The sequence below is a fragment of the Paenibacillus xylanilyticus genome (genome assembly GCF_013359935.1).
Classification (GTDB): domain Bacteria; phylum Bacillota; class Bacilli; order Paenibacillales; family Paenibacillaceae; genus Paenibacillus; species Paenibacillus xylanilyticus.
Genome location: NZ_JABMCB010000204.1, coordinates 22,651 through 45,055 on the forward strand (window position 1 = coordinate 22,651; position 22,405 = coordinate 45,055).

21 protein-coding genes and 1 pseudogene are annotated in these 22,405 nt (G+C 39.5%); 15 read left to right on the forward strand and 7 right to left on the reverse strand.

Annotated features, from left to right (window positions below; translation table 11 throughout):
* Positions 1-18 precede the first annotated feature (18 nt).
* From HP552_RS31570 to HP552_RS31580, 3 genes are all read left to right on the forward strand, one after another.
* A complete protein-coding gene (locus HP552_RS31570) occupies positions 19-411 on the forward strand; it encodes a rhodanese-like domain-containing protein (RefSeq protein ID WP_175399309.1) in 393 nt (130 codons plus the stop codon).
* Entirely contained in the window at positions 389-778 is a 390-nt protein-coding gene (locus tag HP552_RS31575; protein WP_246311145.1) for a rhodanese-like domain-containing protein, read from the forward strand. The genes HP552_RS31570 and HP552_RS31575 overlap by 23 nt, the downstream gene beginning before the upstream one ends.
* Before the next feature lie 85 nt (positions 779-863).
* Positions 864-1,247, forward strand: a complete 384-nt coding sequence (locus HP552_RS31580; protein WP_175399310.1) for a DUF302 domain-containing protein — start codon at positions 864-866, stop codon at positions 1,245-1,247.
* Between the two features lie 229 nt (positions 1,248-1,476).
* Here the strand turns inward: HP552_RS31580 and HP552_RS31585 are convergent, their stop codons facing one another.
* The 6 genes from HP552_RS31585 to mobQ all read right to left on the reverse strand — a co-directional run bounded on the left by HP552_RS31585 (position 1,477) and on the right by mobQ (position 10,214).
* On the reverse strand, positions 1,477-2,019 hold the full coding sequence (locus tag HP552_RS31585) for a cupin domain-containing protein (protein WP_175399311.1): 543 nt from the start codon (positions 2,017-2,019) through the stop codon (positions 1,477-1,479).
* Between the two features lie 537 nt (positions 2,020-2,556).
* Positions 2,557-3,639, reverse strand: a complete 1,083-nt coding sequence (locus tag HP552_RS31590; RefSeq protein WP_175399312.1) for an ArdC family protein — start codon at positions 3,637-3,639, stop codon at positions 2,557-2,559.
* Positions 3,640-3,641: 2 nt separating this feature from the next.
* Entirely contained in the window at positions 3,642-3,827 is a 186-nt protein-coding gene (locus HP552_RS31595; RefSeq protein ID WP_175399313.1) for a hypothetical protein, read from the reverse strand.
* Positions 3,828-3,857: 30 nt separating this feature from the next.
* Positions 3,858-5,978, reverse strand: a complete 2,121-nt coding sequence (locus tag HP552_RS31600; protein WP_175399314.1) for a type IA DNA topoisomerase — start codon at positions 5,976-5,978, stop codon at positions 3,858-3,860.
* Between the two features lie 18 nt (positions 5,979-5,996).
* Positions 5,997-8,234, reverse strand: a complete 2,238-nt coding sequence (locus HP552_RS31605; RefSeq protein WP_175399315.1) for a VirD4-like conjugal transfer protein, CD1115 family — start codon at positions 8,232-8,234, stop codon at positions 5,997-5,999.
* Between the two features lie 9 nt (positions 8,235-8,243).
* Positions 8,244-10,214 carry a MobQ family relaxase gene (gene mobQ, locus HP552_RS31610; protein WP_175399316.1) on the reverse strand — a complete coding sequence of 657 codons (1,971 nt, stop codon included), beginning with the start codon at positions 10,212-10,214 and terminating at the stop codon, positions 8,244-8,246.
* A 262-nt stretch (positions 10,215-10,476) separates the two neighbouring features.
* Between mobQ and HP552_RS31615 the strand changes: the two genes are divergently transcribed.
* The 5 genes from HP552_RS31615 to HP552_RS31635 all read left to right on the forward strand — a co-directional run bounded on the left by HP552_RS31615 (position 10,477) and on the right by HP552_RS31635 (position 13,666).
* Positions 10,477-10,764 carry a hypothetical protein gene (locus HP552_RS31615; RefSeq protein ID WP_175399317.1) on the forward strand — a complete coding sequence of 96 codons (288 nt, stop codon included), beginning with the start codon at positions 10,477-10,479 and terminating at the stop codon, positions 10,762-10,764.
* A gap of 1 nt (position 10,765) precedes the next feature.
* Positions 10,766-11,038, forward strand: coding sequence for a hypothetical protein (locus HP552_RS31620; protein WP_091161913.1), 273 nt, complete (start codon positions 10,766-10,768; stop codon positions 11,036-11,038).
* A 36-nt stretch (positions 11,039-11,074) separates the two neighbouring features.
* Positions 11,075-11,833: a hypothetical protein gene (locus HP552_RS31625; RefSeq protein WP_175399318.1), complete on the forward strand. Its 759-nt coding sequence runs from the start codon at positions 11,075-11,077 to the stop codon at positions 11,831-11,833.
* A gap of 249 nt (positions 11,834-12,082) precedes the next feature.
* Positions 12,083-13,264, forward strand: a complete 1,182-nt coding sequence (locus HP552_RS31630) for a ParM/StbA family protein (RefSeq protein ID WP_091161917.1) — start codon at positions 12,083-12,085, stop codon at positions 13,262-13,264.
* A 3-nt stretch (positions 13,265-13,267) separates the two neighbouring features.
* Positions 13,268-13,666, forward strand: coding sequence for a hypothetical protein (locus HP552_RS31635; protein WP_175399319.1), 399 nt, complete (start codon positions 13,268-13,270; stop codon positions 13,664-13,666).
* 807 nt (positions 13,667-14,473) lie between these two features.
* On the opposite strand, the gene HP552_RS31640 is transcribed toward HP552_RS31635, so the two are convergent.
* Positions 14,474-15,526 (reverse strand): hypothetical protein, encoded by a 1,053-nt coding sequence (locus HP552_RS31640; protein WP_175399320.1) that lies wholly within the window; start codon positions 15,524-15,526, stop codon positions 14,474-14,476.
* 357 nt (positions 15,527-15,883) lie between these two features.
* Between HP552_RS31640 and HP552_RS31645 the strand changes: the two genes are divergently transcribed.
* From HP552_RS31645 to HP552_RS31675, 7 genes and pseudogenes are all read left to right on the forward strand, one after another.
* Positions 15,884-16,513 (forward strand): hypothetical protein, encoded by a 630-nt coding sequence (locus tag HP552_RS31645; RefSeq protein ID WP_091161921.1) that lies wholly within the window; start codon positions 15,884-15,886, stop codon positions 16,511-16,513.
* 200 nt (positions 16,514-16,713) lie between these two features.
* Complete coding sequence (locus HP552_RS31650) at positions 16,714-16,938, forward strand: TrbC/VirB2 family protein (protein ID WP_063568337.1); 225 nt, start codon at positions 16,714-16,716, stop codon at positions 16,936-16,938.
* A gap of 17 nt (positions 16,939-16,955) precedes the next feature.
* The gene (locus tag HP552_RS31655) at positions 16,956-18,014 is read left to right on the forward strand and encodes a TraC-like domain-containing protein (protein ID WP_091161923.1); all 1,059 of its coding nucleotides are present in this window, start codon (positions 16,956-16,958) and stop codon (positions 18,012-18,014) included.
* Between the two features lie 17 nt (positions 18,015-18,031).
* Complete coding sequence (locus tag HP552_RS31660; RefSeq protein WP_175399321.1) at positions 18,032-19,900, forward strand: VirB4 family type IV secretion system protein; 1,869 nt, start codon at positions 18,032-18,034, stop codon at positions 19,898-19,900.
* Complete coding sequence (locus HP552_RS31665) at positions 19,900-20,988, forward strand: M23 family metallopeptidase (RefSeq protein WP_175399322.1); 1,089 nt, start codon at positions 19,900-19,902, stop codon at positions 20,986-20,988. The genes HP552_RS31660 and HP552_RS31665 overlap by 1 nt, the downstream gene beginning before the upstream one ends.
* 2 nt (positions 20,989-20,990) lie before the next feature.
* Positions 20,991-21,557 carry a hypothetical protein gene (locus HP552_RS31670; protein WP_175399323.1) on the forward strand — a complete coding sequence of 189 codons (567 nt, stop codon included), beginning with the start codon at positions 20,991-20,993 and terminating at the stop codon, positions 21,555-21,557.
* 259 nt (positions 21,558-21,816) lie between these two features.
* Positions 21,817-22,405, forward strand: a pseudogene (locus HP552_RS31675) (conjugal transfer protein TrbL family protein); the annotation flags it as partial.

Genomic DNA, 22,405 nt, shown 5'->3' on the forward strand with positions numbered 1-22,405 from the left:
ATAAAGAGGGTGTCATGAATGACTCTGGTTTATATAGCAGCTGGAATGCTAGTCGTATGGTTACTGATTCAGCTGTGGCCGGTATCTTCACTTACTTATGTGGACATGGAAGAGTGGGATCCATCCCATGAACGTTGGTCCAATGTGAAAATACTCGATGTCAGGGACTCCAGTGAGTATTGGGAGAGCCACATTCCAGGCTCGATTAATATATCTATTGGTCGTTTGCCATGGCAGAAGGAATTGTCGCGGCATGATGAGGTCATTATTTTCTCAAGTACCTGGCTTAAGAGAAAAAAAGCAGCCAGAATTCTTGCACGACGAGGATTCCGTCAGCTCTATATGGTGAAAGGATGTTGTTTGTCAAAAAAAAGAAAGGGAGAGTCCATTGAGCATAAATATTGTTATTAATGTTACGGTTATTATTGTGATTGTATGGTTTCTCTACACCCGGATGAAACCGGTAAAAGGTGTGAAGAACCTGAAACCTGATGATTTTAGGAATGAAATAAAGAATAACAACAAACGTATCGTCGTTGATGTCCGTGAACCTGGAGAGTACAAAAGAGGATTTATTAAGGGGGCGGTTAATATTCCTCTGTCTCAACTGGAGCGCCGTCTGGCCGAGATTCCTAAAGATAACATGGTTCTTTTGTATTGCCAGAGCGGTATGCGCAGCAAAAATGCAGCTAAAGTATTAAGTAGAAGCGGATACTCTAGTATTGCTCACCTCCATGGTGGTGTAAGCGTGTGGGGCGATAAGCTAATTCAAAAATAAAAAGACGGCTGTTTAATCGGATAGCTATAGGGTAAGGATAACGAAAGAACCCTTGGACACATAAGAAGACAGGAGATGAAATAGCGTGTTCCATTATACGGTTAATACGAATAAGACAGTTGAGCAAGCGATTGTGGATCTTACAGACAACCTTAAAAAAGAACAGTTTGGCGTATTGTGGCAACTCGATATGAAAGAAAAGCTTCACGAGAAGGATGTGGAGCTGGATATGAAATATCACATTTTGGAAGTCTGTAACCCGAGTGAAGCACAGAAGGTGTTATCTAAAAATCCGCTAGTCGGTTATTTCCTTCCCTGCAAGCTCGCAGTGTATGAAGAAGGCGGAAGTACCAAGATTGGAATGCCTAAGCCTTCAGCGTTAATAGGACTGGTTGAAAACGAGGAACTAATGAAGATTGCTTCCGATATCGAACAGCGTCTGATTTCTTGTATTGATATAAGTCGGTAGTTCTAGTTGGGTTTGTTCAAGATAGGCTTTCACTTCGCCTTCAGGAACATGCATCATTTAAAATTGGAGTTATGGTGTGGACAGAACGAATGTTTTAAAAAAATCAGTTTTAAACAAAAAAATGTCTTATATAGATTCATTACAAAAGCCTGATTTCTCCTGTGACTATTAAAGAGAAATCAGGCTTTTGGATATACGATTGTAAGTTCACTAAACGGGATTAAACCGATTATCTTTCGGCAGATATCGCAATGGATTTCGTTTCATGAACTGTTCCATATGGATGATGAGGAGGGGCATATATTACGTATAATTTAAGAGGTGTATGACCGGTGTTGGTAACATTGTGCCATTTTCCAGCGGGTATCATAATGGCATAGTCATTATAGGCCGTCACTTGAAAATCTAATCTGTCTTTCCGATCTCCCATTTGAACAAGTCCCTGACCTTCTTCAATACGTATGAATTGATCGGTTGTCGGATGTATCTCCAAACCAATATCTTCGCCAACATAAATACTCATCAGAGTCACTTGAAAATGCTTTCCCGTCCATAGAGCAGTTCGATACGTTTGATTATGTTTTGCTGCCTGGTCAATATTTATTACAAGAGGTCGTTGCCCATAATCCTTTAACTCTAAAGGAGAGGGGTGACTAACGTTCTGATTTCCATTGCACAATGGGGGGGTAACCCCATAATCGTCGTCGTTATCCCAGCTGTTAGGCATGGGATTATGCCAATGGTGATCGTGACGAGATAATTTATGGAACATATTAATTCTCCTCGCAGTTGTAGTGTTTACTTATATTCTATGCAGATGCCTATATAATGGACTGCAACATTTCGATATTGGGCAAGTGCCTACTTTCTTTGACAAAAATGTTATATTTTGTGCTCACTTAAAAACACGGTGAGTTCATATTCTAGCTCCCTGATCGCTGCGGCCCTGTTGGCAACCAATTGTTTATAGATTAAAGGTGTAGACTATGTGCCACTCACTACTTGTCATCATTGTTCTTTACTGCTTCGAAAATTGCGTTACCATTCATACTCTTTTTCTGAATCAAGTATAAGATTAGAAATCAAGTAGGAAAGGGAAGGCATTACGCAACGGGAAACGTTAGTTTTATGACAACAGCGGCAGTCTAAGACTTTATTTATCACGTCTTAGGCTGCCGCTGCTTATTTTACTGGAACCGTCTAAACTTTATTTTCACCGAACTAATTTCTAGAAAGTAGTCTACTACTGCAAAAAGTGACACGGCGTAGCCCCTTTTCGGGTAAGCTTCGCCGTGCCGAAATCAGCCTACTAACGCTCTAATTCAGGCGTTGATTTTGATTTTGGTAGATCGACAACATTAGACTTCTCTTGTACCTTGGGTTGTTCGTCTCGATTACCGGAAGCTGCAGCCACTTCTTTAGCTGCGGCCAATATAGAACGTTCGCCGTCTTTATTCAATGGCTGCGTTTTTGTTGCTTCCTGTATGCGTTCCCTATTCAATTGATGATCTATCTCACGAATAATATGATTAGCGGTTTTTTGGATCTCACCCAGGGCTTGTTTGGCCAATTGAATATCTTTTGACCAGGTTGCAATATAACCGGCGCTGTAGGCTTCCGTATCCATCCCGTAATACTTGGTGACCATAAAGGCCGTGGCTTCAGCCTGGGCTTCCTTATGCTCTCGTGGCAAGTCCTTCAAAGGACTGTCCATGCGGTGGAGCTGCGAATGTGCATACTCATGGACTAATGTTTTGAACTTCATTGTCGAATTTTCAATAGCAGGATTGATCCGGATGGCATGATCCTCACGATCATAATACCCACGCACATTAGGCTTGTCTTTAAAATCCTCGGCATTCTCTCTTACATCCATTTTCTTTGCAAGGTGATCGGAAAACTGACGATACATTTGTGCAGCTCCTGCACTGTCTCTTATATCATCACGGACAAACTGCCTTACGTTGACTATTTCTTTACCTTGCGTCTGGCTCACATCAAATACGTTCACAGCCTTGAAGCCTGTAAGCATTTCCTTCTTCTCGGTAATTTCTTTTCCCTTTGCATCAAGCTGAGGACGTTGTGTAACCGGATCTACCTTAGTCATATCGACTTTCTTAAATGTAGGAGCAAAAATTTTAATGGCCGTTTCACCTTTCTGCACCTGTCGTCCCATGTCCTTCCAAGCATTGTATCCCTGCACCATTGTAGCTTCAGGTTTTTGGGCGTAAATCATAACCACATTATTCAAACTGTATTTTGGGAACTTAGAAGCTACTTCTAAGTAGCGTTGAAATTCAGACTTATTAAATATTCTTTCTATGGCCTGGTCAACTTGTTTCTGCACCTGAGCCATCTTCGCTTCATAGTCGCCAGATTTAGGAAACGGCATCCTTATTCACCCTCCCTCACATATAGAGGTTCGTACAATTTAACCCCGTTTTCTATAATCTCCAGATAGGCGATTTCTTCATAGTTAACAAGATCCCCGTTCGGAACTTCCTCATATGACAGATATCCTTCAGGTTTTGTCACATAAATAGGTTTCTCGCTCCCCACGATCTCATAAAATTGGTACATGGTGTTTCCCCTCTCTGTCATGAGAAAATGTTATGAGAAAATAAATTCGATCTTTCCATCTTTCAAGGAAAGAGCTGCTTCAAATTTCTTTTTACTTTTACTCGTAAATCCTTTGATCGTGCCAGTTTTCCCTTTCTCACATAGCGCCTTGATTTGAGTAGGGGTTAACTTTTTACCTAGTAGCTCTTTGAAAAATGTTATCTTGCAACCCTCTTTATAGGCCGTACAACCGTAAAACTTCCCTTTGTCCGTTATATAGCCGTTCCCACAAGGACATTTGCAAATTTGCTCGGCTTCTTCGGTGGCCGCAATCTGCGCCTGGACATTCAAATTACCCATGTCAGTAGAAGCTTGTTCCAGTAATTTATTGCATAATTTTTTCGTGTTCTCTATAAAGACGCTGCTTTTCTTGTTACCTCGGCCGATCTCCTTCAGGAATATTTCCCATTGGGCTGTCATTTCAGGTTTGGATAGAACAGTACCTTTTACAGCTTCACATAAAACCTCGCCCTTCGGTGTTACATAGACCTGGTTCTTCTTCACTAGGATAAATTCTCGCTGCATGAGTGTTTCGATAATACTCGATCTTGTCGCTTCAGTGCCTAAACCTTCACTTTCATTCAAGGCATCCCGCATTTCCTTATCCTCAACGTGACGACCGGCATTCGTCATGAGAGTGATAAGCTGCCCCTGTGTATACGGCTTAGGCGGCTGCGTCATACCATCCTTGACGATAACAATCCCAGTCGTTGGATCTGTCTGTTTAACACGTGGTAGGGCTTTGTTCTCGTCCTCTTCATCATCTGTTCCTTCCGGATCGTTGCGATACAGCAGCTTCCAGCCGATAGACTTTTCAGTCTTTCCCTTTGTAATAAAATCCACTTCACCAATGGCCGTTGTAATGACTGTTTCTTCGTAAGTATAGTCAGGCAAAAACATGCCTAGAGCACTTTTGATAACTTCATCATAGGTAGCCTTTTCCATTTCCGAAAAGTCTGCCGTCGATGAAGGTATTTTTTCGGTCGGGATAATCGCATAGTGATCGCTCACTTTATCTGGATTAACAAATCTCTTGGATGGCTCCAAACTATGCGCCTGGAACGAAACAGCTATGAGCTGCTGATAATTGCTTAGGTTCTGCTTCAGATATGCAAACTCTTCCGTTGTAATATGCTGTGAATCGGATCGCGGATAGGAGACAAAACCTTTTTCATACAGTGATTGCACAGTAGTTAATACGTCCGTTGGGCTATATTTCTTCTTTTTATTCATGGCTGCCTGTAAACCGGACAGATTATACAAGGTGGGCGGCTGCGTCCGCTTTTCATTTACTTCTACTCGTTTGACAACCCCATGGTACGAGGCCTTTCCAGGCTCAATATAGGGTTTTACCGCTTCATACAGTTTTTCTTTAGACGGATAACGATCGCGTAGCTTACCCGTGTATTTCCCTGTAGAAACGGTGAACTCAGCCACAAGCTCATAAAATGGTTCGGATTTAAAATTTTTAATTTCACACTGCCGGTTGTAAATGAGCGTAAGCACCGGCGTTTGTACTCGGCCAACACTAAACACTTCCTTGAATCCCTTACGCTGCAGATGCAGCGTGTACAATCGACTAGCATTCAGCCCGATTAGCCAGTCAGAGATTTGCCTAGCTTGGGCTTCATAAAAGAGGTTAATGGTCGTTGATCCGTCCCGTACTTCAGTAAAACCTTTCCGTATCGCATTTTCGGTTAGAGAGGAAGTCCATAGCCGTTTTATTGGCTTGTTGGAACAACCGGCCATCATAATAAGCAGCCGGGCAATATTTTCACCCTCTCGCGCCGGGTCAGTCGCTATAATAATTTGATCGGCTTCTTTCAATAAATCCTTTACAATTTTGAACTGTACTGCCTTATCCTTTGAAACCTTATATTCAAAACTCTCCGGAATAATAGGGAGACTGTCCAAGCTCCATCTCTTCCAGGCTTCGTTGTATTCATCTGGATTTTTAAGTTCTACGAGATGCCCAATAGCCCATGTGACCTTAGCGCCGCCCGGAAACTCCTTGCATGGGTTAATGAGAAGAAAGCCTTTCCCCTTGGTATGTGGGAAAGGCGCAGCCAATTTTCTGGCCTGGTCAGGTTTTTCAGCTAATACGGTTATCATTGTGCATTCCTCCATTTATCACATTGGTAAGTCGTCTGAATCGTCCAGTTCCTTTTTCTCTTCATCCTCATCCGTTTCTTCCTGATCAGCAGCCGCTTCATCTGTAAGCTCCTTAATCACTTCCATTAAAGCTTCAGCGTCAGGATCGTCGTCACCAATGCCGTTTAACGCTTCCTCTAGCTCTCTAAAGGCCGCCTGTACATCTTCATCGGTAATTCCATCATCTGTTGCTTCAGTGGTAATAGGAGCTTCTTCAAGTGGTTCTAATGGTGTTTGATCGATTGGGTCAAGATTACCTAACAACATGCTTAGTTCTTCTGTTGAGATACCTTCTCCGTCCTCAAATTCATCTTCTTCCGCAAACGGTACGTCTTCTTCTTCAGGAATCTTTTCCATTTCCTCTTCTAAGGCCAGCATTTCGGCTTCTAAGGCTTCATCATAATCCGCATCTTCTAATTCCCGTTCTTCTGGATCGATGGCTGTATGAGCTTCTGGAAGCTTCTCAACATGGTTTACTGAGCTAATACCGAAGAACTTCAAAAAGTTATTTCTGGAAGAACGTTCGTAGTTAGGTTTACGGTCTTTTCCAAATAGGAATTCGCCATACACTTTATACTGATAAGACTTTTCTAGTTTTAAAGGAAAATAGCCGTTCACGAAAAGATAGCACACAGCAGGGTTTACATTAAGCAGCTCACCTTGTGTAATCAAAGGTCGCTTTACAAACTGTTCGGAAATGCTCTTAGAAGCTTTTTTCTCTCCAATAGAGGTACTTTTCTGTTTATGCTTAATCGTGGTTTCCCCGGCAACATCACTGAAGTATTTGGCGGTCTTGGTATCCTTGGTTCGCAAAAACAGTGTTGTATCATGATTGTTGATGATGGATCTTGCCATATCCGGGCCGTACATACGTTTGTCTTCCAATTGCCCGATATCTTGAATAACCGTGTGCATCGACATGCCGAGTCCTCGACAAGTTGCCAGGATGTTCGGATATCCATTGATTTTCCCGATATTCGCAAATTCATCCAGTAAGTAAATAGAGTCAATTGGCAGCCGTGAATGATTTTCGTCCGCGATATCATAGAAGGTGTCAATTAGTTGTTCAAAGAAAGTGGCCGTGAGCTGCTTAAATGGATTACTCTTCATCCGTACTTTAATGTAAAGTACCGTTTTTTCTTCCTGAAGATCCCGGAAGTTAAAAGAACTCTTTGCCGTAAATTTCGCAATCTTCCGCATCGCGAAGATCCCAATTTGTTGAGCCAATGTGGACATAATTCCCGTTCTTGTGTTCCCGGCGCTCATATTAGCCAGAGTAAACATGTCATATGCTGGATGGTCTACAGACATTTCTTCCAGCAAGTTATCCAGGAATTCTTCATCCTTTCCTGCCTTGGCTGTAAATTGTACTACATGAGTCATTGTTGCAGTATGACGGTATTCCGTTTTGATATAGAGAATAATAGCTGCAAAGTAGGCTATGGCCGATTCGCTCCAAAAATCCCTTTTCCCATCATCTACCGCATTGGATGCAATAGTATTCGCGACAGCTCGCGCATCTTCATCATCGTCAACATAATCCAGAGGATTATAGCCAACCTCTTCCGAAAAATTAACAAAGTCAATTTGATAAACTTTGTAACCTTGATCTCGTTTGAGTTGGTGAGTGGCTTCATAAATCTCCCCTTTAGGGTCGGTTACGATAATAGTTTCTTCAACATGATTCATCATATTTGGAAAAACATAAGCCTGGCCTTTACCTGATCCAGATGATCCGATAATTAAAACATTTCGATTATCAATATTTGTTCCTTTGGGCATGATGATTAGTTCTTTTCGACTTGGAATTTTCCCCAAGATGATACCCGGTTCCATCTTGAATGCGCTCAATGGATCTTTGTTGTAAGCATTACGTTTAGAAAATGTCTTCCCATTAACTACATCAGATGGCTGACCCCATTTTGATGTTCCGTGTAATCCGAAATCACTGGCATCCACAAGTTTCGGTAACAAAATAGATGACCTCATGGAATACAACATGCCCCCTAAGATAACAAACGGCATCAAAGAAAATATGACTTTCAAATTTTCCTGGGCGTAAGCAAAAGAAACAACCTTTACAGGCTCTAGCAATAATTGCGTTAAATCGCCACCTGGGCCAATTACATAAAAACCAACCATGAGCAGATATGAGAACAAAATACTCATCAGGAAACTAGCAAAAATAGGTTTCCACGCCTTGTTTTTAAATTCCATAATACCTCCTTAATGATCCAACTCTTGACCTCTGTATCTTCTTCGCTGCTTCTTCTCAGTAGGATCTTTTTCATGTTTTTTATTTTCATTCGCACGTTGCGCTTGCTCCAATGCCTGGAACAATCCAGATGCAACACTTTGTGAATATTGACGTTCGACTTGTTGATCAGGTGTAAATGAATTATCCATAGGTTTGTCATTAATTTCTTTTGTGATTTGTTGATGAATAACATTAAGATCCTGGTCAACTCGTCCGGAACTCATTCCGTTGTCTTGCCGATCCTGAAGGCGTAGTAAGACTTCAGCATTTGTAATGTGGTCGAGTGAATCAGAATAATGTTTTTGTAAATTCACTCGAAGTAATTGAACGTTTCCAGCTAAATCTTTTTCATGTCGGTCTTTTTGTAATGTGAACTGTTCAATCTTTTTGTTCGCTTCATAAACAAGATCAAAGTTTTGTTCTTTTAAAGCACTTAACCGTTCTTTCATTTGTTTCTGTATCGCTCTGTCTAAGATGAAAACACTCTTCGAAATATTTCTAGTTTGTTCAGCTAAAGAAGGAGTATTTTTTTCATGCTCTTTATATTTGGAAACAGCATAAGAAGATACTTCATCTTCGCGTAGAACTTTGTTCGTCTCTTTGAAATACTGAACTGCATGATACATTTCATCGACAGAATAATTATTGGTGGATTGATACAAAACTGAAAATTCTTTTCGAGTAAAATCACTTTGAATATCTAAAGCTTGATCAGCTTTGTCTAAAAGCATTTTCAACTTAGATAGGTCTTCCATATTTTTTTGTTCTAGCGTTTTGATATGTGAAACCTTCTCCTTCATTTGATCCATAAATTTAGAAGGAGTGAAGCCATATTTCAATACTTGCTTCGGATCATCTTGATATGCTTTGAATGCTTTATTAAGCAAGTTCTTTTCAGAAGTAATTTTAACTTTTTCGCTTTCAATCTTCTTATTCCAGTTTCCATTTTCGATTTCATCTTTAACTTGTTTTGCAATGATATAATCCACATAACTTTTAGATCTTTGCGCCACCATAGATAGAGCTGTTTTCTCTCCATCATTCAGCTTTCGACTGGATCGAATAACATCAAGTTGTTCAGAAAAGGATTTTTCATTTTTATATTCAGGAAGAGAAACAACTTGTTGTTTTTTCAATTCTTTTAGCTTATCTAATTCGGAATTAATCTGTTTAATTTCTTCGTTTATTTTTCCATAGTAAGTAACTGGTTCATAAGGAACATTGTTTCTGATCGCTTGCTCTTTCACTCTAGTTTCATACTGGAAAGCTGTACGTTTCAGTCTAATCCCAGGTACACGATCCAGTCCTTGATTTTTGTAACTTTCGTGACTAACTCGATCTTCGATACCGCGATCTTTTAACTTTTCATTAATTAGATCCGCATAATTCTTCCTCCATTGAACGAGCGTTTCTTTCTCATTCCAGTTAGTCAAATGTATACTTACTTTCTTCATCACCCCGTTAACTTCTTTATCAACTTTCTGACGTTTGTTTCCCCAGGAACCATCTTCATTAAAAGGACGCATGGTGAGCATGACATGAGCATGTGGATTGTTTTCTTTGTCTCTGTGAATTGCCACATCTGCAACCATACCTTCATCTGAAAAGTTCTCTTTACAAAATTGAAGGAGTAATTCCTTTTGATCATCGTTGTTTAGATCATTAGGGAGAGCAAGACGAATTTCTCTCGCTATTTGTGCATTCTTCTGTTTTTCAATTTTTTCAACTTCATTCCATAAACGCTCACGATTATTAACCCATTCTGGCGCATTTTTAGGAGCCAGGATGAAACAATCAGGTGCAACAGTTCTTTCACCATAATTTTTAGTCAAACCATCACGTTCAGAATATAATGGTTCTCCGCTGCGATAAGCTGCGGCCGCAACAGCGGAATGATTCATACGGTTTAATATCTGTGAGCTGAAGTAAAAGTACCCCATACATGCCCACCTCCTTCCAAGCCCCTGCGGGTTATTTGCTGAAAGCAAACTCCTTTCCAGCGGAAAGGTCATTCACGGAAAGTGAATGAAATAGAGCGAAGGCGAGACCCATTCCTTGCGAAGCAGGGGTATAAATGGGCACTATCACTTCGTTCATGTGATCTAGTATACCATACTTTCCCACATTTTAGTAGACTTTTCTCCTAAATTACGGTAAAATTGATGCATCTAACACCGTAATTATCTAAAGGAGGAAAACAAAATGGCGAAAAAAAGTAAACTCGGTCAAGTACAGAAATTAGAGGAACAGATTAAAGAGTTACGCGAGAAGCAGAAGAAAATAATTGAGCAAGCACAAAAAGACATTGGGGAATATTTGATGGATTCGTGGGAAGTAGAAGATATCGAACAAGCAAAGGTTATTATTGATAAGTTTAAGCAAGAAGCTAAAGCTTCATTCAATAATAATGATTCCGGAATTCGCGTAGATCAGAATCCAAGCAACAGCCATAATAACTACAGTGCGTCCGCTTCGAATTCTGCCAATTGATATGGAACATGAAAACGAAATAAAGAAAACTCCAATTTCTGATATTGATAAAAAAATTGAACAACTTGAAGAAAGAAAGAACCGAATAGTTAGATTGACTTCAGAAAAAGAAAGAAAGCAGCGAGCTAATAGGTTGATACAAACAGGGGCATTGGCCGAAAAATATTTCGGGATTGAACACTTATCTATCGAGAAAAGAGAAGAGTTATTTAAAATATTTTCTGACTTCATTTCGAAAAACACACCAGAAAAGTATCGGAGGAATACTGAATGAATTTTTAATATTTTTTATACTAGGGAGGTATAGATAATGGACGCAAGAGATCATTTAAATAACCAAGTTATTGAGATACTTGAAGAACTTGCGATTAAACAAAAAAGCAGAACAACGAGAAAGCAAAAAAACGAAAATCAAAATGTTCAACCTTCTGCCGATAATAAAGTCGTCCCGATCCGTCTGGATCTAAACGATAAAAAGAACACAGTGAGTAAAGCGGAACATTCAACAACAAAGGAAGAAACACTATCATTAAAAAGTTTGTTAGCTGCTCGGCATAATTTAGATTCTCTCAAAGAGAGGTTAAATAAAGATCCAGAAAAAAACAAAAATGAACTTGAAAAGTTGAGTAAAGTTGAAGTTAAACTGAACAGCAGCATTGTAAAAGCACAAAGAAAAGAAATCACCTTGGCTATTGACAATTTAAAGCGTGAGCCGCGTAGATATGTATTAAAATTGGCTGATACAAAGAACAAAATTGAGTTGCTTAAATCCAAACTTGAAAATAATCCACGTCTTTATAAACTTCATTACGAAAAGCTTGAAAAACTTGAAAAGATGATTGACAAAAAAATTGATAATACCCAAACAAAAACATTACGTTCTGCTATAAACAACATACAAAAAAATCCTGAAAAGTATCGTCAAGAGATTGACCGTTATGACGAAATGGAAAAAACGTTGAAGCAAGGATTGAATCAAAATAATCAAAATAATTTACAAAAAGGAAAGGAAAATGATAAAAGCCAGAAGCAAGAAAAGACAAGAAATGACTTGGAGCTGTCACGATAAAACAAAAAACAATCTTTTCCCCTTAAATAATCCCAAATGTTTTCAAATTGAATTCATTTGGGATTCATTTTGACAACATTCCGTTTTTTTCGTCAATAAAATCTAAAATATGAATGCAAAATTAATTCATTGAATATTCAAATTGAATTGATATTACATTCAATATCAGTTATAATAGTTTTATGAATGGTATTTGAATGCCTTGTGAATTGAATTTGAATGCAAACTTACATTTAAGGAGTGATTTAAATGAAAGTAAGATCGATAACGGATTTCGGTAACTCTAAAACAAAAATGCGAATCAATGGAGTGCGAATTGAACAACCTTCTGTCATCAAAAGGCTTCACAGTCCTGAACCAGCATCAGAAACAGATATCGAAAAAAATGTGGCAAATTTATTAGATGAACTTAGTGTAAATATAGCAAGTCCTTCATTAAAAAGATCAGGATTTTTCTCAGTCGGACAACACGCGAATCTTGATGCTTTAAAATCCGAAAACATGAATATTAAGCTCGGAAAAAAATCAAAACACGACATTCCAATTATCATGAATTTGTCTCTGACTGCTGCACAAGCAATAAAAGAATATTACAAAAAAAATAAGAAGTTACCTGAAAAAATTGATGTACAGGGTACATTAACAGGTGCAATACCTGCTTCTGAATATACTTCAGAGATAGCAAAAGAGTTTGAAGAACGCTTCACTGGAAAAGAAGGATCTCCAATCGTCCATATCGTCATTGTGTATGTTGGGTCTCAGTCTGTTACGGTTACAATCAAATATACAAACGCCAAAGTAACACAGGAAGGTATTCCAGCTTTATACGCTTTGATCGAAGCGGAGGATACGATTCTAAGAAAATTCCGTGAATTGTATAAAGACGATCCAAAACGTAATAGCATGACTCAAAGAGATTTTCTGTCTCTAAAAGGATTGGGAATTGATATTGGTTCTGGAACGACTGAGTATATTCATAGCCGCGGTGTAAACCCTGTTTTACAGAACTGTCACGGTGAAAAACGTGGCGTAGGACATGCAGCTGAAGAAGCAGCAAAATTACTTGAATCAGAGCTTAATGGTCATTTGAAAATCAATCGCCAACGCTTTGATGAAATCATGCAAGATAGCCAAAATAATTATCATGACCTGGCTCAAAAATTCATGTCAGAAGCTCAATATGGGGAATCAAATAGGATATTAGAAGATGTGCAAGAACGATACAGCACCATAGGTGGAGATATTGATTTTATGATGGTTTTTGGAGGGGGAAGTATTACTTTCGAGGAAGATCTCTACCCAAGCCTGATTGAATTTTCTCAGGATGTAAAATGCATGATTCTCTGGATTCCGGAAGAGTTTGCAATTGATATGAACTTGGATGGTCTTGAAATTTTGCATACCAAAGTGTTTTTTCCAGGAGTTGCATAACGAATGAATGATAAAAATAGAAGAGAACTCGTTTCATGGCGTATTGGTAAATTGCCCGACACCGAACAATTGAATAGTTGGGTAAATGCTCAATCAAATGTTCAAAACTCAATCACGAGTTTAGTGAGACATATGATTGAACAGTTCGGTTATCGTGATGTTACGGCACACGATATTCAAAAGGCTCTTTTCCAGAAACCAATAGCTGACGAATTGCGTTCAATTTTATCTGGACTGAAAACCGTTCATCCTACATCAATTCCAACCAGTGAAACTGCTTCGGCCAATAATGAACCTGAAGATGTTGCAGAACATTCGACAGAAAATGAAATCAGTAAAACTGAAACGCATAAAAATTCCAATGATGATATTTACGGAATGATAGACAAAACAAATCTATAAAAAAAGAGGATGGATTGGGAAACCAAACCATCCTCTTTTTTTGTCGCTTTTGTCGTCGAATCGGAGGGAGTAGCCTGGCGCTTGGGCTTCAGCTCGTGGGCGCTTCTGGTGTGCCTGGCTCCTCGATTCACCCGGAGATGAACAAAAGGACGGCTACGGCAGTCCTGTGTGTGTGAGCTGCGCCGGTGGGCGCTATGATGCTGCCCAAATTTCGTCCAGATCGGAAAGAGCAGCCGCGTGCCGGTCGCCTGGACTTCAGCTCGTAGGCGCTCCTGGTACGTGCCTGGTTGCCCGTTACGTCCGAAGACAGACAAAAGGACATTCATGGCCGCCAGGACGTGTGAGCTGCACTAGTGGCGCTATGGAGCTGGCAAATCTCGTTCAGATCGGAGAGAGCAGCCACGTGTCGGTCGTCTCGACTTCAGCTCGTAGGCGCTCCTGGTACGTGCCTGGTTGCTCGATACGTCCGAAGATAGACAAAAGGATGCCACCCTCTTTGAGTGTGTGCTGCCGGGATCAGTGAAACAGTTTTCTACGTGCCGGTCACCTGTTGCATCCTCAGAGAGCTTCCACAGGCTTCAGGAACGCTTTAAATGCTGATTGATAGGGTATGGACTGGTTGGATACATAAAAGGTATCCTGGGCTATTTCAGGCTGTTATAAAATGCTGTGAAAAAACAGTATTAATTCCATTCGCATTCAAAAGTGATTCATACTCAATTCAAATTGAATGTATTCATTCACAAGCGGGTCATAGCAACTCAGAAATAATTCAGATTGCATTCAAATTGAATGTAATCAATCTCTTTAGTGCATCTCTGAAGTAGCCGCAGCCATTTGGTTACTACTATTTTTATAACGCTTTAATCTCCGTTGGAATCTCTCTTCTTCACGTCTAGCTTCATCGGCACGTGCATCATCTTGATCCACTTCAAATTGCTTGTTAACAATAGTTGTCGCAAACCAACGAGGGAACACTTTAATCTTATCGTTAGATTTTGATCTTTTAACAAATTCCGCAAATGTTCGATCAATAGCGTCACAAGTGTAATTATTAATGTCTTGCTTCTGTGTTCGCATATACTCAACAATCTGTATTCCCATTTCATTTTTTATGTTGCATGTTGTTAGGTTTTGCAAGAAGGCTTCATGTCGGATAGTAGGAGCTTTTGTTTTGCTCACAAATATCAACATGTGGATAAGCGGATCGCGTCCGGTGTATACCTCTTCTTCTTCAAAGCTTAAAGATTGAAAACCTAAAGATAGATAATTACTGACTTGCTCATTTTGAGCAACCCTTTGCTCATTTTGAGCAACCCTTTGCTCATTTTGAGCAACCCCATACATATAGTATTGCTCATTTTGAGCAATACTATATGTTGTGTCTTCGTGCATTTCTTCAACCTTTTGCTGAGGTTCAGGAAGTGCATAACCTTCAAGAGAGAAACCTATTTTGTTCAGTTCAGTTTGTATGTAAGCCAGATTTACACGGTAATAATTAGTTACATAACGAGGATCGGGATTAGGGCGGCATTCCATAAACCCTTTATCCACAAGCGCTCTCATTTTTCTATCCACAGTTTGACGCGTGGAGAACATTACTTCTTCGGCCATTTCCTTTGCTGCTTTCCAAAACCAGCCGTTTTTCATCTGTTTTTTTAAACTAGCAATTTTTCTTTTGTCTCCAATTTTTTCATAGGCGCTGATCTCTGTTTGTATTTCTTGATCTGATTTGTTAACAAGCTCCTGCCAGAATATCATTTGGTTCAAAATTGCTGCTGAAACTGCATCACCTGTAAGACTTACAAACTCTTCTTTGATTACACAACGTTTAAGTTTTCTCGGCTGTTGTTCTGACATAAATAAAAAACCTCCGTTTTTGCCCATAAACTCCATAAAACAGGGTTAGGCAAAACAGAGGAATTTCTTTGCTATAGGGCTATTTTCATGGTATAATACCTTTATAAATGTAGCCAAATAGAAGAAATCCTCTATCAAGCTTTCGCCTGGGATGTTATAAACGGTTCTCTCGTCGCCAAACAAGTGACCGTTTATAGCATAGTGTGGAGCAGATAGGGGATTTTTTTTTGTTTTAAATTACTTATTGAAATGTTATCTTTAGATAACTAGTAAATCTATTTTAACTTAACTAGCATTATAGCAAAAGATGAATACAAAGAAAATGACATTTTCTGATTGAACTGAGGTGGGAGTATTTTGGCAAGTCCCAAACTAAATTTAGCATTGAATAAAAATGCTGAAGAAATTATAGCTTTGGCTGCAAAGAAAATGGGAACAAGTAAACGTAATGCAATTTCATTAGCATTGGTAGATATTCTTAAAAACTCTTATGATAAACGTTTTATAGATTTGCTTGCTAACGAAACTACACTGTCTGTAGCTACTGCATCAACTATAAGCGAACAGATGCACACGATGCTTGAAGGAATTGAGAGGCACGGGTATTCAAGACGTGTATTTTTTGGTTTACTGATATCGGATTATTTTTTAAACAACCAAAATAAATTCATTGATCAAGACGATTCTGATGATATTGATGTTGGGAAAGGTAATCTTGAAATTACTATTGATCAAGCAAAGAAAGATGTAATCATGACTTATTGTCAAAAAAATTCCATGACAGTAAGTAGTCTTTTTTCCCATTATATTATGAACGAGGACATCAATATTGACTCTTTCGAAATAAGCAATAAGGCTCATTTGAACCTTATTTTTAGCAATAGCGTGAAGAAAGTCCTTGAAAATAAGGCAAAAAGCACCAATCGAACTTACAGGTTTTACTTAAATTTAGTCGCTGAACAAATAATTAGGAATATTTCCACATAGGGATTGCCTTTATTAAGGGCAATCCCTTCTTTACAAAACAAAATAAATCTGATAAATTCTAAATAGATTTAAAAGGGAGGGATTATATGGTAAATAGGAGCTAATGTCAGTTAGGAGTATCGTCCAATACTCGTTTTTTGGGAAGTCTTGTAAAATTCCTATTAGAAGGGAAAATGCAAACACTAAGGGAGGAATACTTGATGTTCGAGTCGTTACAGGGGTTGTTCAATACATTGTTTGGTGATATCACCAAAACCTTCATCACACTATTTACAATCGGAATTTTGGTTTGTGGTTTGATGGCTGCATTTGGTGGAGAAGAGAATCAACCTAGATTCAAAAAAGGTTTGATCTCTTGCATTATCGGATTGATTGTATTTGTACTCGCAAAACAGATTGTGGACTATTTCCAAAGCAATCTTTAATTTAAGGGGCTGATTATGTGATTTTTGACAATCAGTCAGCAGTAGAGCGTAGAGACCGTTTAAGGGAGGAAGGGAAGATTGAACTTCCTCTCAATGTAGATACGAAAAAATACATCCTCTCCTTAATCAAGTACCGGGATATACTTATCTCTTTGCCATTAATGGCTATAGGATTTCTGGTGTTGTGGTATCTAGTTCATGCTGGCTACTCATTTAGCGCACAATTGCTTCTAATTTGTTTATCACCTTGGGGTACCTTCTTACTCATCCTCACCCTCCATCACCCGGATCGTAAGAACATCAACTTCTTTACACATCGGGTTATATGGAGAATCCAGTTCAATAGACGTCAAAAATTATTTGTCTATACGAAAGGTGATTTCATGAGCAGTAAACAAAAAAAGAATGCATCGAAAGATATACGGGAGCAGCTTGGCATAAAGAATGTGTACTCTGAATGCTATGAAACAACTGATAATCGGTTCGTGAAGGTCATTCGGGTATCCAGTGTTAACCTGTCGTTGCTAAATAAGAAAGAGAAAACGAAAATTTTTCAGGCTTATGAAACATTTTTGAATGATCTACCACGATCCATGCTACCTCTTCAGGTGAGCCAAATTGCTCAACCAATAAACCTTACAAATTATGGTCGTTATATTGATGATCAAACAGCCAAAGAGGAATCTTATCCAAAGGCAATTCTTGCTAAGAGCTATTTAAAATATGTTGACGATATTCAGAAGAGTAAAAACATGGTTTCACGGAATAGGTACGTGATAATGGCACGTCCATTTAATTCTATGAATCGCAAAAAGGTTCTTGATGAACTGGAACGAGACGTTAAGATCGTAAGCACTCAAATAGAAAATATGCTTGGTGGACGCTACGAGCTGAAAACGAAGGTCTTAGATAATGAAGAACTTTTTCACTTAATGTTTGCTTGCATCGATTATGAAAATGCACAAGTGAATTTCAGCTTTAAAACAGCTCTGTTCTCCCCGTTAACCGTGGGTGAACGGACTTACGAAGAAATGAGTGGAAGCTGGCAGCAGATGAAGACAGATCACATCATGTAAGGAAAAGGAGAGCGAACATGGGCATATTCTCCAAAAAGAAAAAGGAGACATTAGAGTCTTCTTATATCGGTTTTAATGAAAACATATTAAATATGTTATCACCGGATTCTATCGAAGAAGAAGAATCATTTGTACGTGCAGGTGCTAACTTTACACGTACTCTAGTTGCTGTCGAATACAGCGCTATATTGAACCAGGAACACATTATGAACCTCAATGACTTGTCTGAAAATATCAGCGTTGTGCAATTTTTGACGGAATATGATTCGGCTGAGGTTCGAAAGCAGTTGTCTGAAAGCATACGTCAGAACCGGCAAAAGGCTGATTCTAAGTATGTAAACGATGCTGGTAAAGCTGAAGCTGAGGCACAGATTGATAGTGCCCGTATGACGCTCAATCAGCTCAGTTACAAAAATGAACGGATGTACATGTTCCAAATGCTCATTCACATTGTTGCAGCGGATAATAAACAACTTGATACACTGACGCAACTGGTTAAATCCGTAGTCGGGCCATTTGCAAAAACCGTAACGCCTATGACCAAGCTCAAAGATGCTTTTGATAGCTTTCTACCAATTGGTCATAACAAGGTATATGACTTGACGTATCGGCCAATGAACGCCGAAGCAGTAAGCTTCTTTTTTCCATTTCATGAAAACGAAATTTTTGATCAACATGGGATTATTAAGGGACGCAACATAACAACCGGTAATGTCGTAATCGTAGATGATTCCAAGCTGCACAATAAACATGAGTTTTTGATAGGTATGTCAGGAACCGGTAAATCAAGTACCCTTTTCGCGAACATGATGCGTAAATGGATGCTTGGCAACATCATCCGGACAATTGATCCCAAGGGAGAGTTCGGGGCGATTTATAAAAGTCTCGGCGGTGAGTGGGTTAAATTCTCTTTTAATGGTGGGAGCATAATTAACCCCTTCGACATACCGGCGATCAGCGTCGACGCACAAAAAGAAATGGAAAGACAGGGGATGTCTGAAGGAAATCCACTGCTTGCAAAAATAAGTACCCTGTTAACCATGTTTAAGCTTATGTATCCAGACATGAATGATCTTCAGGAAGATATACTTTCAAAATATCTCATAGAGTTGTACGAGAAATTCAACATCAACGAGCGAACAAACGTAGGGAAACTTAAAAAAACAGACTTTCCGATTATGCGTGATTTGTATGATTTCCTTGCAGAGAAGAAAGAAAAAGGAGAAGAAGAATTCACGAAAATTTCTGATTTCCACACTATTCTCTATGCGTATTCAGAAGGACTTTTTGCAAAAATCCTGAACGGTCATACGAACGTGGATATCACGAATCCATTGTGTGACTTTGATATTTTGGAGCTTCAGCACAAACCAAAGTTGCAACGTGTTGTGTACTTCCTGCTTTTATCTCATATCCAATATGAAGTGGTGAACGGTGATAAATCAGAATCACAACTTTATATTGACGAAGCTCATATCATTGCCGATCCAAAGGTTCCTCTGGCAATGGAATATTTGTACACAGCTATGAAAATGCTGCGATCCTTTAACTGCGGTATTACACCGGCCAGTCAATCTATCAAGGACTTTTTATCGGCTAGAGACGATCAGCGAAATTACGGAGAAGCCGTTATTAACCAGGCGACTCAAAGATTCTATCTCCCGATGGCTGATACTGAAGTTGACTTCTTAGAACGTGAAATGAACATGCAATTTTCTGAAGAAGAAAAGACGGCCATAACGGTTGTGGAAGGTCGTAAAGAAGAAGAAGCCGGTAAGGGGCTGTACTTTGTTGGTTCTAAAAAAATTAGGCTGCAAGTCGTACTAACAGACGTAGAGAAACAGCTATGGTTTGATCGGAAGCCTTTTAGTGAAGTGATCATATAATGAACGATTTTTTAAAACAGGCTTTACTTTACAAAGCAAGGTACTACATTTTGATCATAGCGCTTGTAGCAGGTGTAGTGGCAATCATAGCAGCGATCATGGCCGCTATCGTGGATGATAACAGCGGTGGATCTGGGCCTGGTGGATCTGGACCTTTGCTCTGCACGCCTGGCGAATTAAACATGGCATACATTGACAAAATGTTTGCTGATCTAGGTGTTTTTACCGGTAAGCAAGATGTTTTCATTGATGCTGCTACAAATAACAATATTGATCCTATTTTGTTGATGTCCATCGCTATGCATGAAACCACATATGGGAAATCACCAGCCGTAAAAAACAAAAATAATCCCGGTGGACTCATGAGACCCGATGGAGGTGGACTTATGAAGTTTAGAACCCTGGATGAAGGCATTGAGTTCATGGCCGCCAATTTGTATAGGCTGTATATTTCTCAGGGATTAGTAACGATTGAGCAAGTAGGTAACAAGTACGCTCCAGTCGGTGCGAAAAATGATCCTAATAATCTAAATGCTCACTGGATTCCAACCGTAACACGGATAGTTAATAGCTTTGGCGGATTATCAGCAAACTGCGAATATGTTGCTTCCGGAGACTATGCATACCCTGTTACCCCTCCTTTAGTAGTTACATCACATTATGGAATGAGGACGCATCCAGTAACCGGTAAACCATCGACTATGCATAAGGGTACTGACTTAGCGTGCAGTATCGGTGATCCAATTTATGCAGTAGACAATGGGACTATAGCGGTTGCTGTGAAATCAGGCGGCGGTAATTACGGTCATCATATCATCATAAATCACGGAAACAGGTTTACCTTATACGGCCATATGACGGTTGTATCGGTTAGTGTAAACCAAAATGTTACCAAAGGCGAACAGATTGGTACATGTGGGAAAACCGGGCGTGTGACGGGGCCACATTTACACTTCGAAATTCAGACAGGAGATATATACGGTACAAGAGAAGATCCTTGGCCTTTCCTCCAAAGCATCGGGAGGAGCGAGGAAGAGTCTTATCCGGACGAAGGAGCTGACGACTCTATGGGTAGAGGGGATGAATAGAAATGAAAAAGGGTTGGATAATGCTCCTTTTAGGTGTTGGTCTTGCATTGTCTCTCGGATGGGGATTTAACCAGTACACAGCGCTGCACAAGGCGCGGCAGACCATTGCAGGATACCAGGATGTTGCAGCCCTAAATCAGCGGTCTGAAGACTTTGTACGTGCGTACGCCCAGGGTAAGCATCAAGAGTTTTTATCGAAGGCTGCTGCCGATCGTTTTGCTAGAGAAGATAATCGGGAAAAAGATCATGAAGACGTACACATGTCTGAAGATAATGGACTGAAAAATGTTGAAATAAAGCAGTTGTACACGAAGAAGGTTAAAGAGCGAGAAGATCAAGCAGAATCCTATGCAACGGTTCGTCTTCAATATGAATTAGGCGGGTCAAATAGCCCAACCGATGATTACATTCAAACGTTCTCCATGTACTCCACTTGGGTTAAAGAGAATGGTGAATGGAAGGTAAATGATGTAGAAATTACTCTTACGGGTGACAGTAGTGACGATGAGCTGAGACGACAAGCGAAAGAAGCCCTAGAAAATGCTACGAAGGCGAGGGATGGGGAATGAAACTATCTCCAAGCCAAAGGGCGAAATTACTGAAGCTATCCCGTAATACTCTCGCTGCCCTGGATAAACTTTTCAAGCTATTAACCAAAATTTATGAGCAGCCAGTAGAAAAGGCGAAGCGTGAATTTTATTTAGAGTATAAAACCGAAATGACTGAGGACGAAATTAGAGAACTAAGGTATCGGATCACATTAAAGTGGAGTGTTGCTGTTTTTGTTGTCCTGTTCCTAATTTTCTTTATTGGGAGGTCAGGAGGACGATGAAAAAAACGAAATGGTTAATAAGTTTCGTTCTACTCATAACTTTAGCAATAACGATATTCCCAACGGTCAGTTTTGCCGATGAAGGAGATTATTACGATCAGTACGAGGCATTTTTTGAGAATGCTCCAGAGAGTTACAAAGACTTCATTAAAAAATACGATCCAGATGAACGTACAGTAAGCTGTGGACGATTTGATGTATCGTGTCACGTTTATAAAATAGCCTTGGACTCGGGTGTCTCGGCTATGGATTTTATCAAAGATTTAATGAAGAAGACGGTCATATCTCCAACAGATATTGTCGGAAACTCGTCATATGAAGCTTACAAGGACGGAATTTTTGCACTATCGAAAATTGTCTTGGCGATATTTATTGCCTTTAATGCTGCTAAAATTGTGAGTTTACGGATGGGTGACGCTGAAGACAGCGCAACCGTCTGGAATGAGAAAATAGTGTCAATTGTAGTCAGTGCATTTTTTCTCTTTGTCTATGACTCTATCATTGAATGGATCTTGCACGCGCAAGAGCTAATGATGCATGAGATTATCGACACGATCAGCAGCGAAGAGATGATATTGAACATGA

What these genes read in the sequence shown, in the direction of transcription:
- HP552_RS31590 (WP_175399312.1), bottom strand. Translation starts at nt 3,639, where the DNA reads ATGCCGTTTCCTAAATCTGGCGACTATGAAGCGAAGATGGCTCAGGTG.
- HP552_RS31665 (WP_175399322.1), top strand. Translation starts at nt 19,900, where the DNA reads ATGAACGATTTTTTAAAACAGGCTTTACTTTACAAAGCAAGGTACTAC.
- HP552_RS31620 (WP_091161913.1), top strand. Translation starts at nt 10,766, where the DNA reads ATGGAACATGAAAACGAAATAAAGAAAACTCCAATTTCTGATATTGAT.
- HP552_RS31625 (WP_175399318.1), top strand. Translation starts at nt 11,075, where the DNA reads ATGGACGCAAGAGATCATTTAAATAACCAAGTTATTGAGATACTTGAA.
- HP552_RS31615 (WP_175399317.1), top strand. Translation starts at nt 10,477, where the DNA reads ATGGCGAAAAAAAGTAAACTCGGTCAAGTACAGAAATTAGAGGAACAG.
- mobQ (WP_175399316.1), bottom strand. Translation starts at nt 10,214, where the DNA reads ATGGGGTACTTTTACTTCAGCTCACAGATATTAAACCGTATGAATCAT.
- HP552_RS31635 (WP_175399319.1), top strand. Translation starts at nt 13,268, where the DNA reads ATGAATGATAAAAATAGAAGAGAACTCGTTTCATGGCGTATTGGTAAA.
- HP552_RS31670 (WP_175399323.1), top strand. Translation starts at nt 20,991, where the DNA reads ATGAAAAAGGGTTGGATAATGCTCCTTTTAGGTGTTGGTCTTGCATTG.
- HP552_RS31650 (WP_063568337.1), top strand. Translation starts at nt 16,714, where the DNA reads ATGTTCGAGTCGTTACAGGGGTTGTTCAATACATTGTTTGGTGATATC.
- HP552_RS31630 (WP_091161917.1), top strand. Translation starts at nt 12,083, where the DNA reads ATGAAAGTAAGATCGATAACGGATTTCGGTAACTCTAAAACAAAAATG.
- HP552_RS31640 (WP_175399320.1), bottom strand. Translation starts at nt 15,526, where the DNA reads ATGTCAGAACAACAGCCGAGAAAACTTAAACGTTGTGTAATCAAAGAA.
- HP552_RS31600 (WP_175399314.1), bottom strand. Translation starts at nt 5,978, where the DNA reads ATGATAACCGTATTAGCTGAAAAACCTGACCAGGCCAGAAAATTGGCT.
- HP552_RS31605 (WP_175399315.1), bottom strand. Translation starts at nt 8,234, where the DNA reads ATGGAATTTAAAAACAAGGCGTGGAAACCTATTTTTGCTAGTTTCCTG.
- HP552_RS31660 (WP_175399321.1), top strand. Translation starts at nt 18,032, where the DNA reads ATGGGCATATTCTCCAAAAAGAAAAAGGAGACATTAGAGTCTTCTTAT.
- HP552_RS31570 (WP_175399309.1), top strand. Translation starts at nt 19, where the DNA reads ATGACTCTGGTTTATATAGCAGCTGGAATGCTAGTCGTATGGTTACTG.
- HP552_RS31595 (WP_175399313.1), bottom strand. Translation starts at nt 3,827, where the DNA reads ATGTACCAATTTTATGAGATCGTGGGGAGCGAGAAACCTATTTATGTG.
- HP552_RS31585 (WP_175399311.1), bottom strand. Translation starts at nt 2,019, where the DNA reads ATGTTCCATAAATTATCTCGTCACGATCACCATTGGCATAATCCCATG.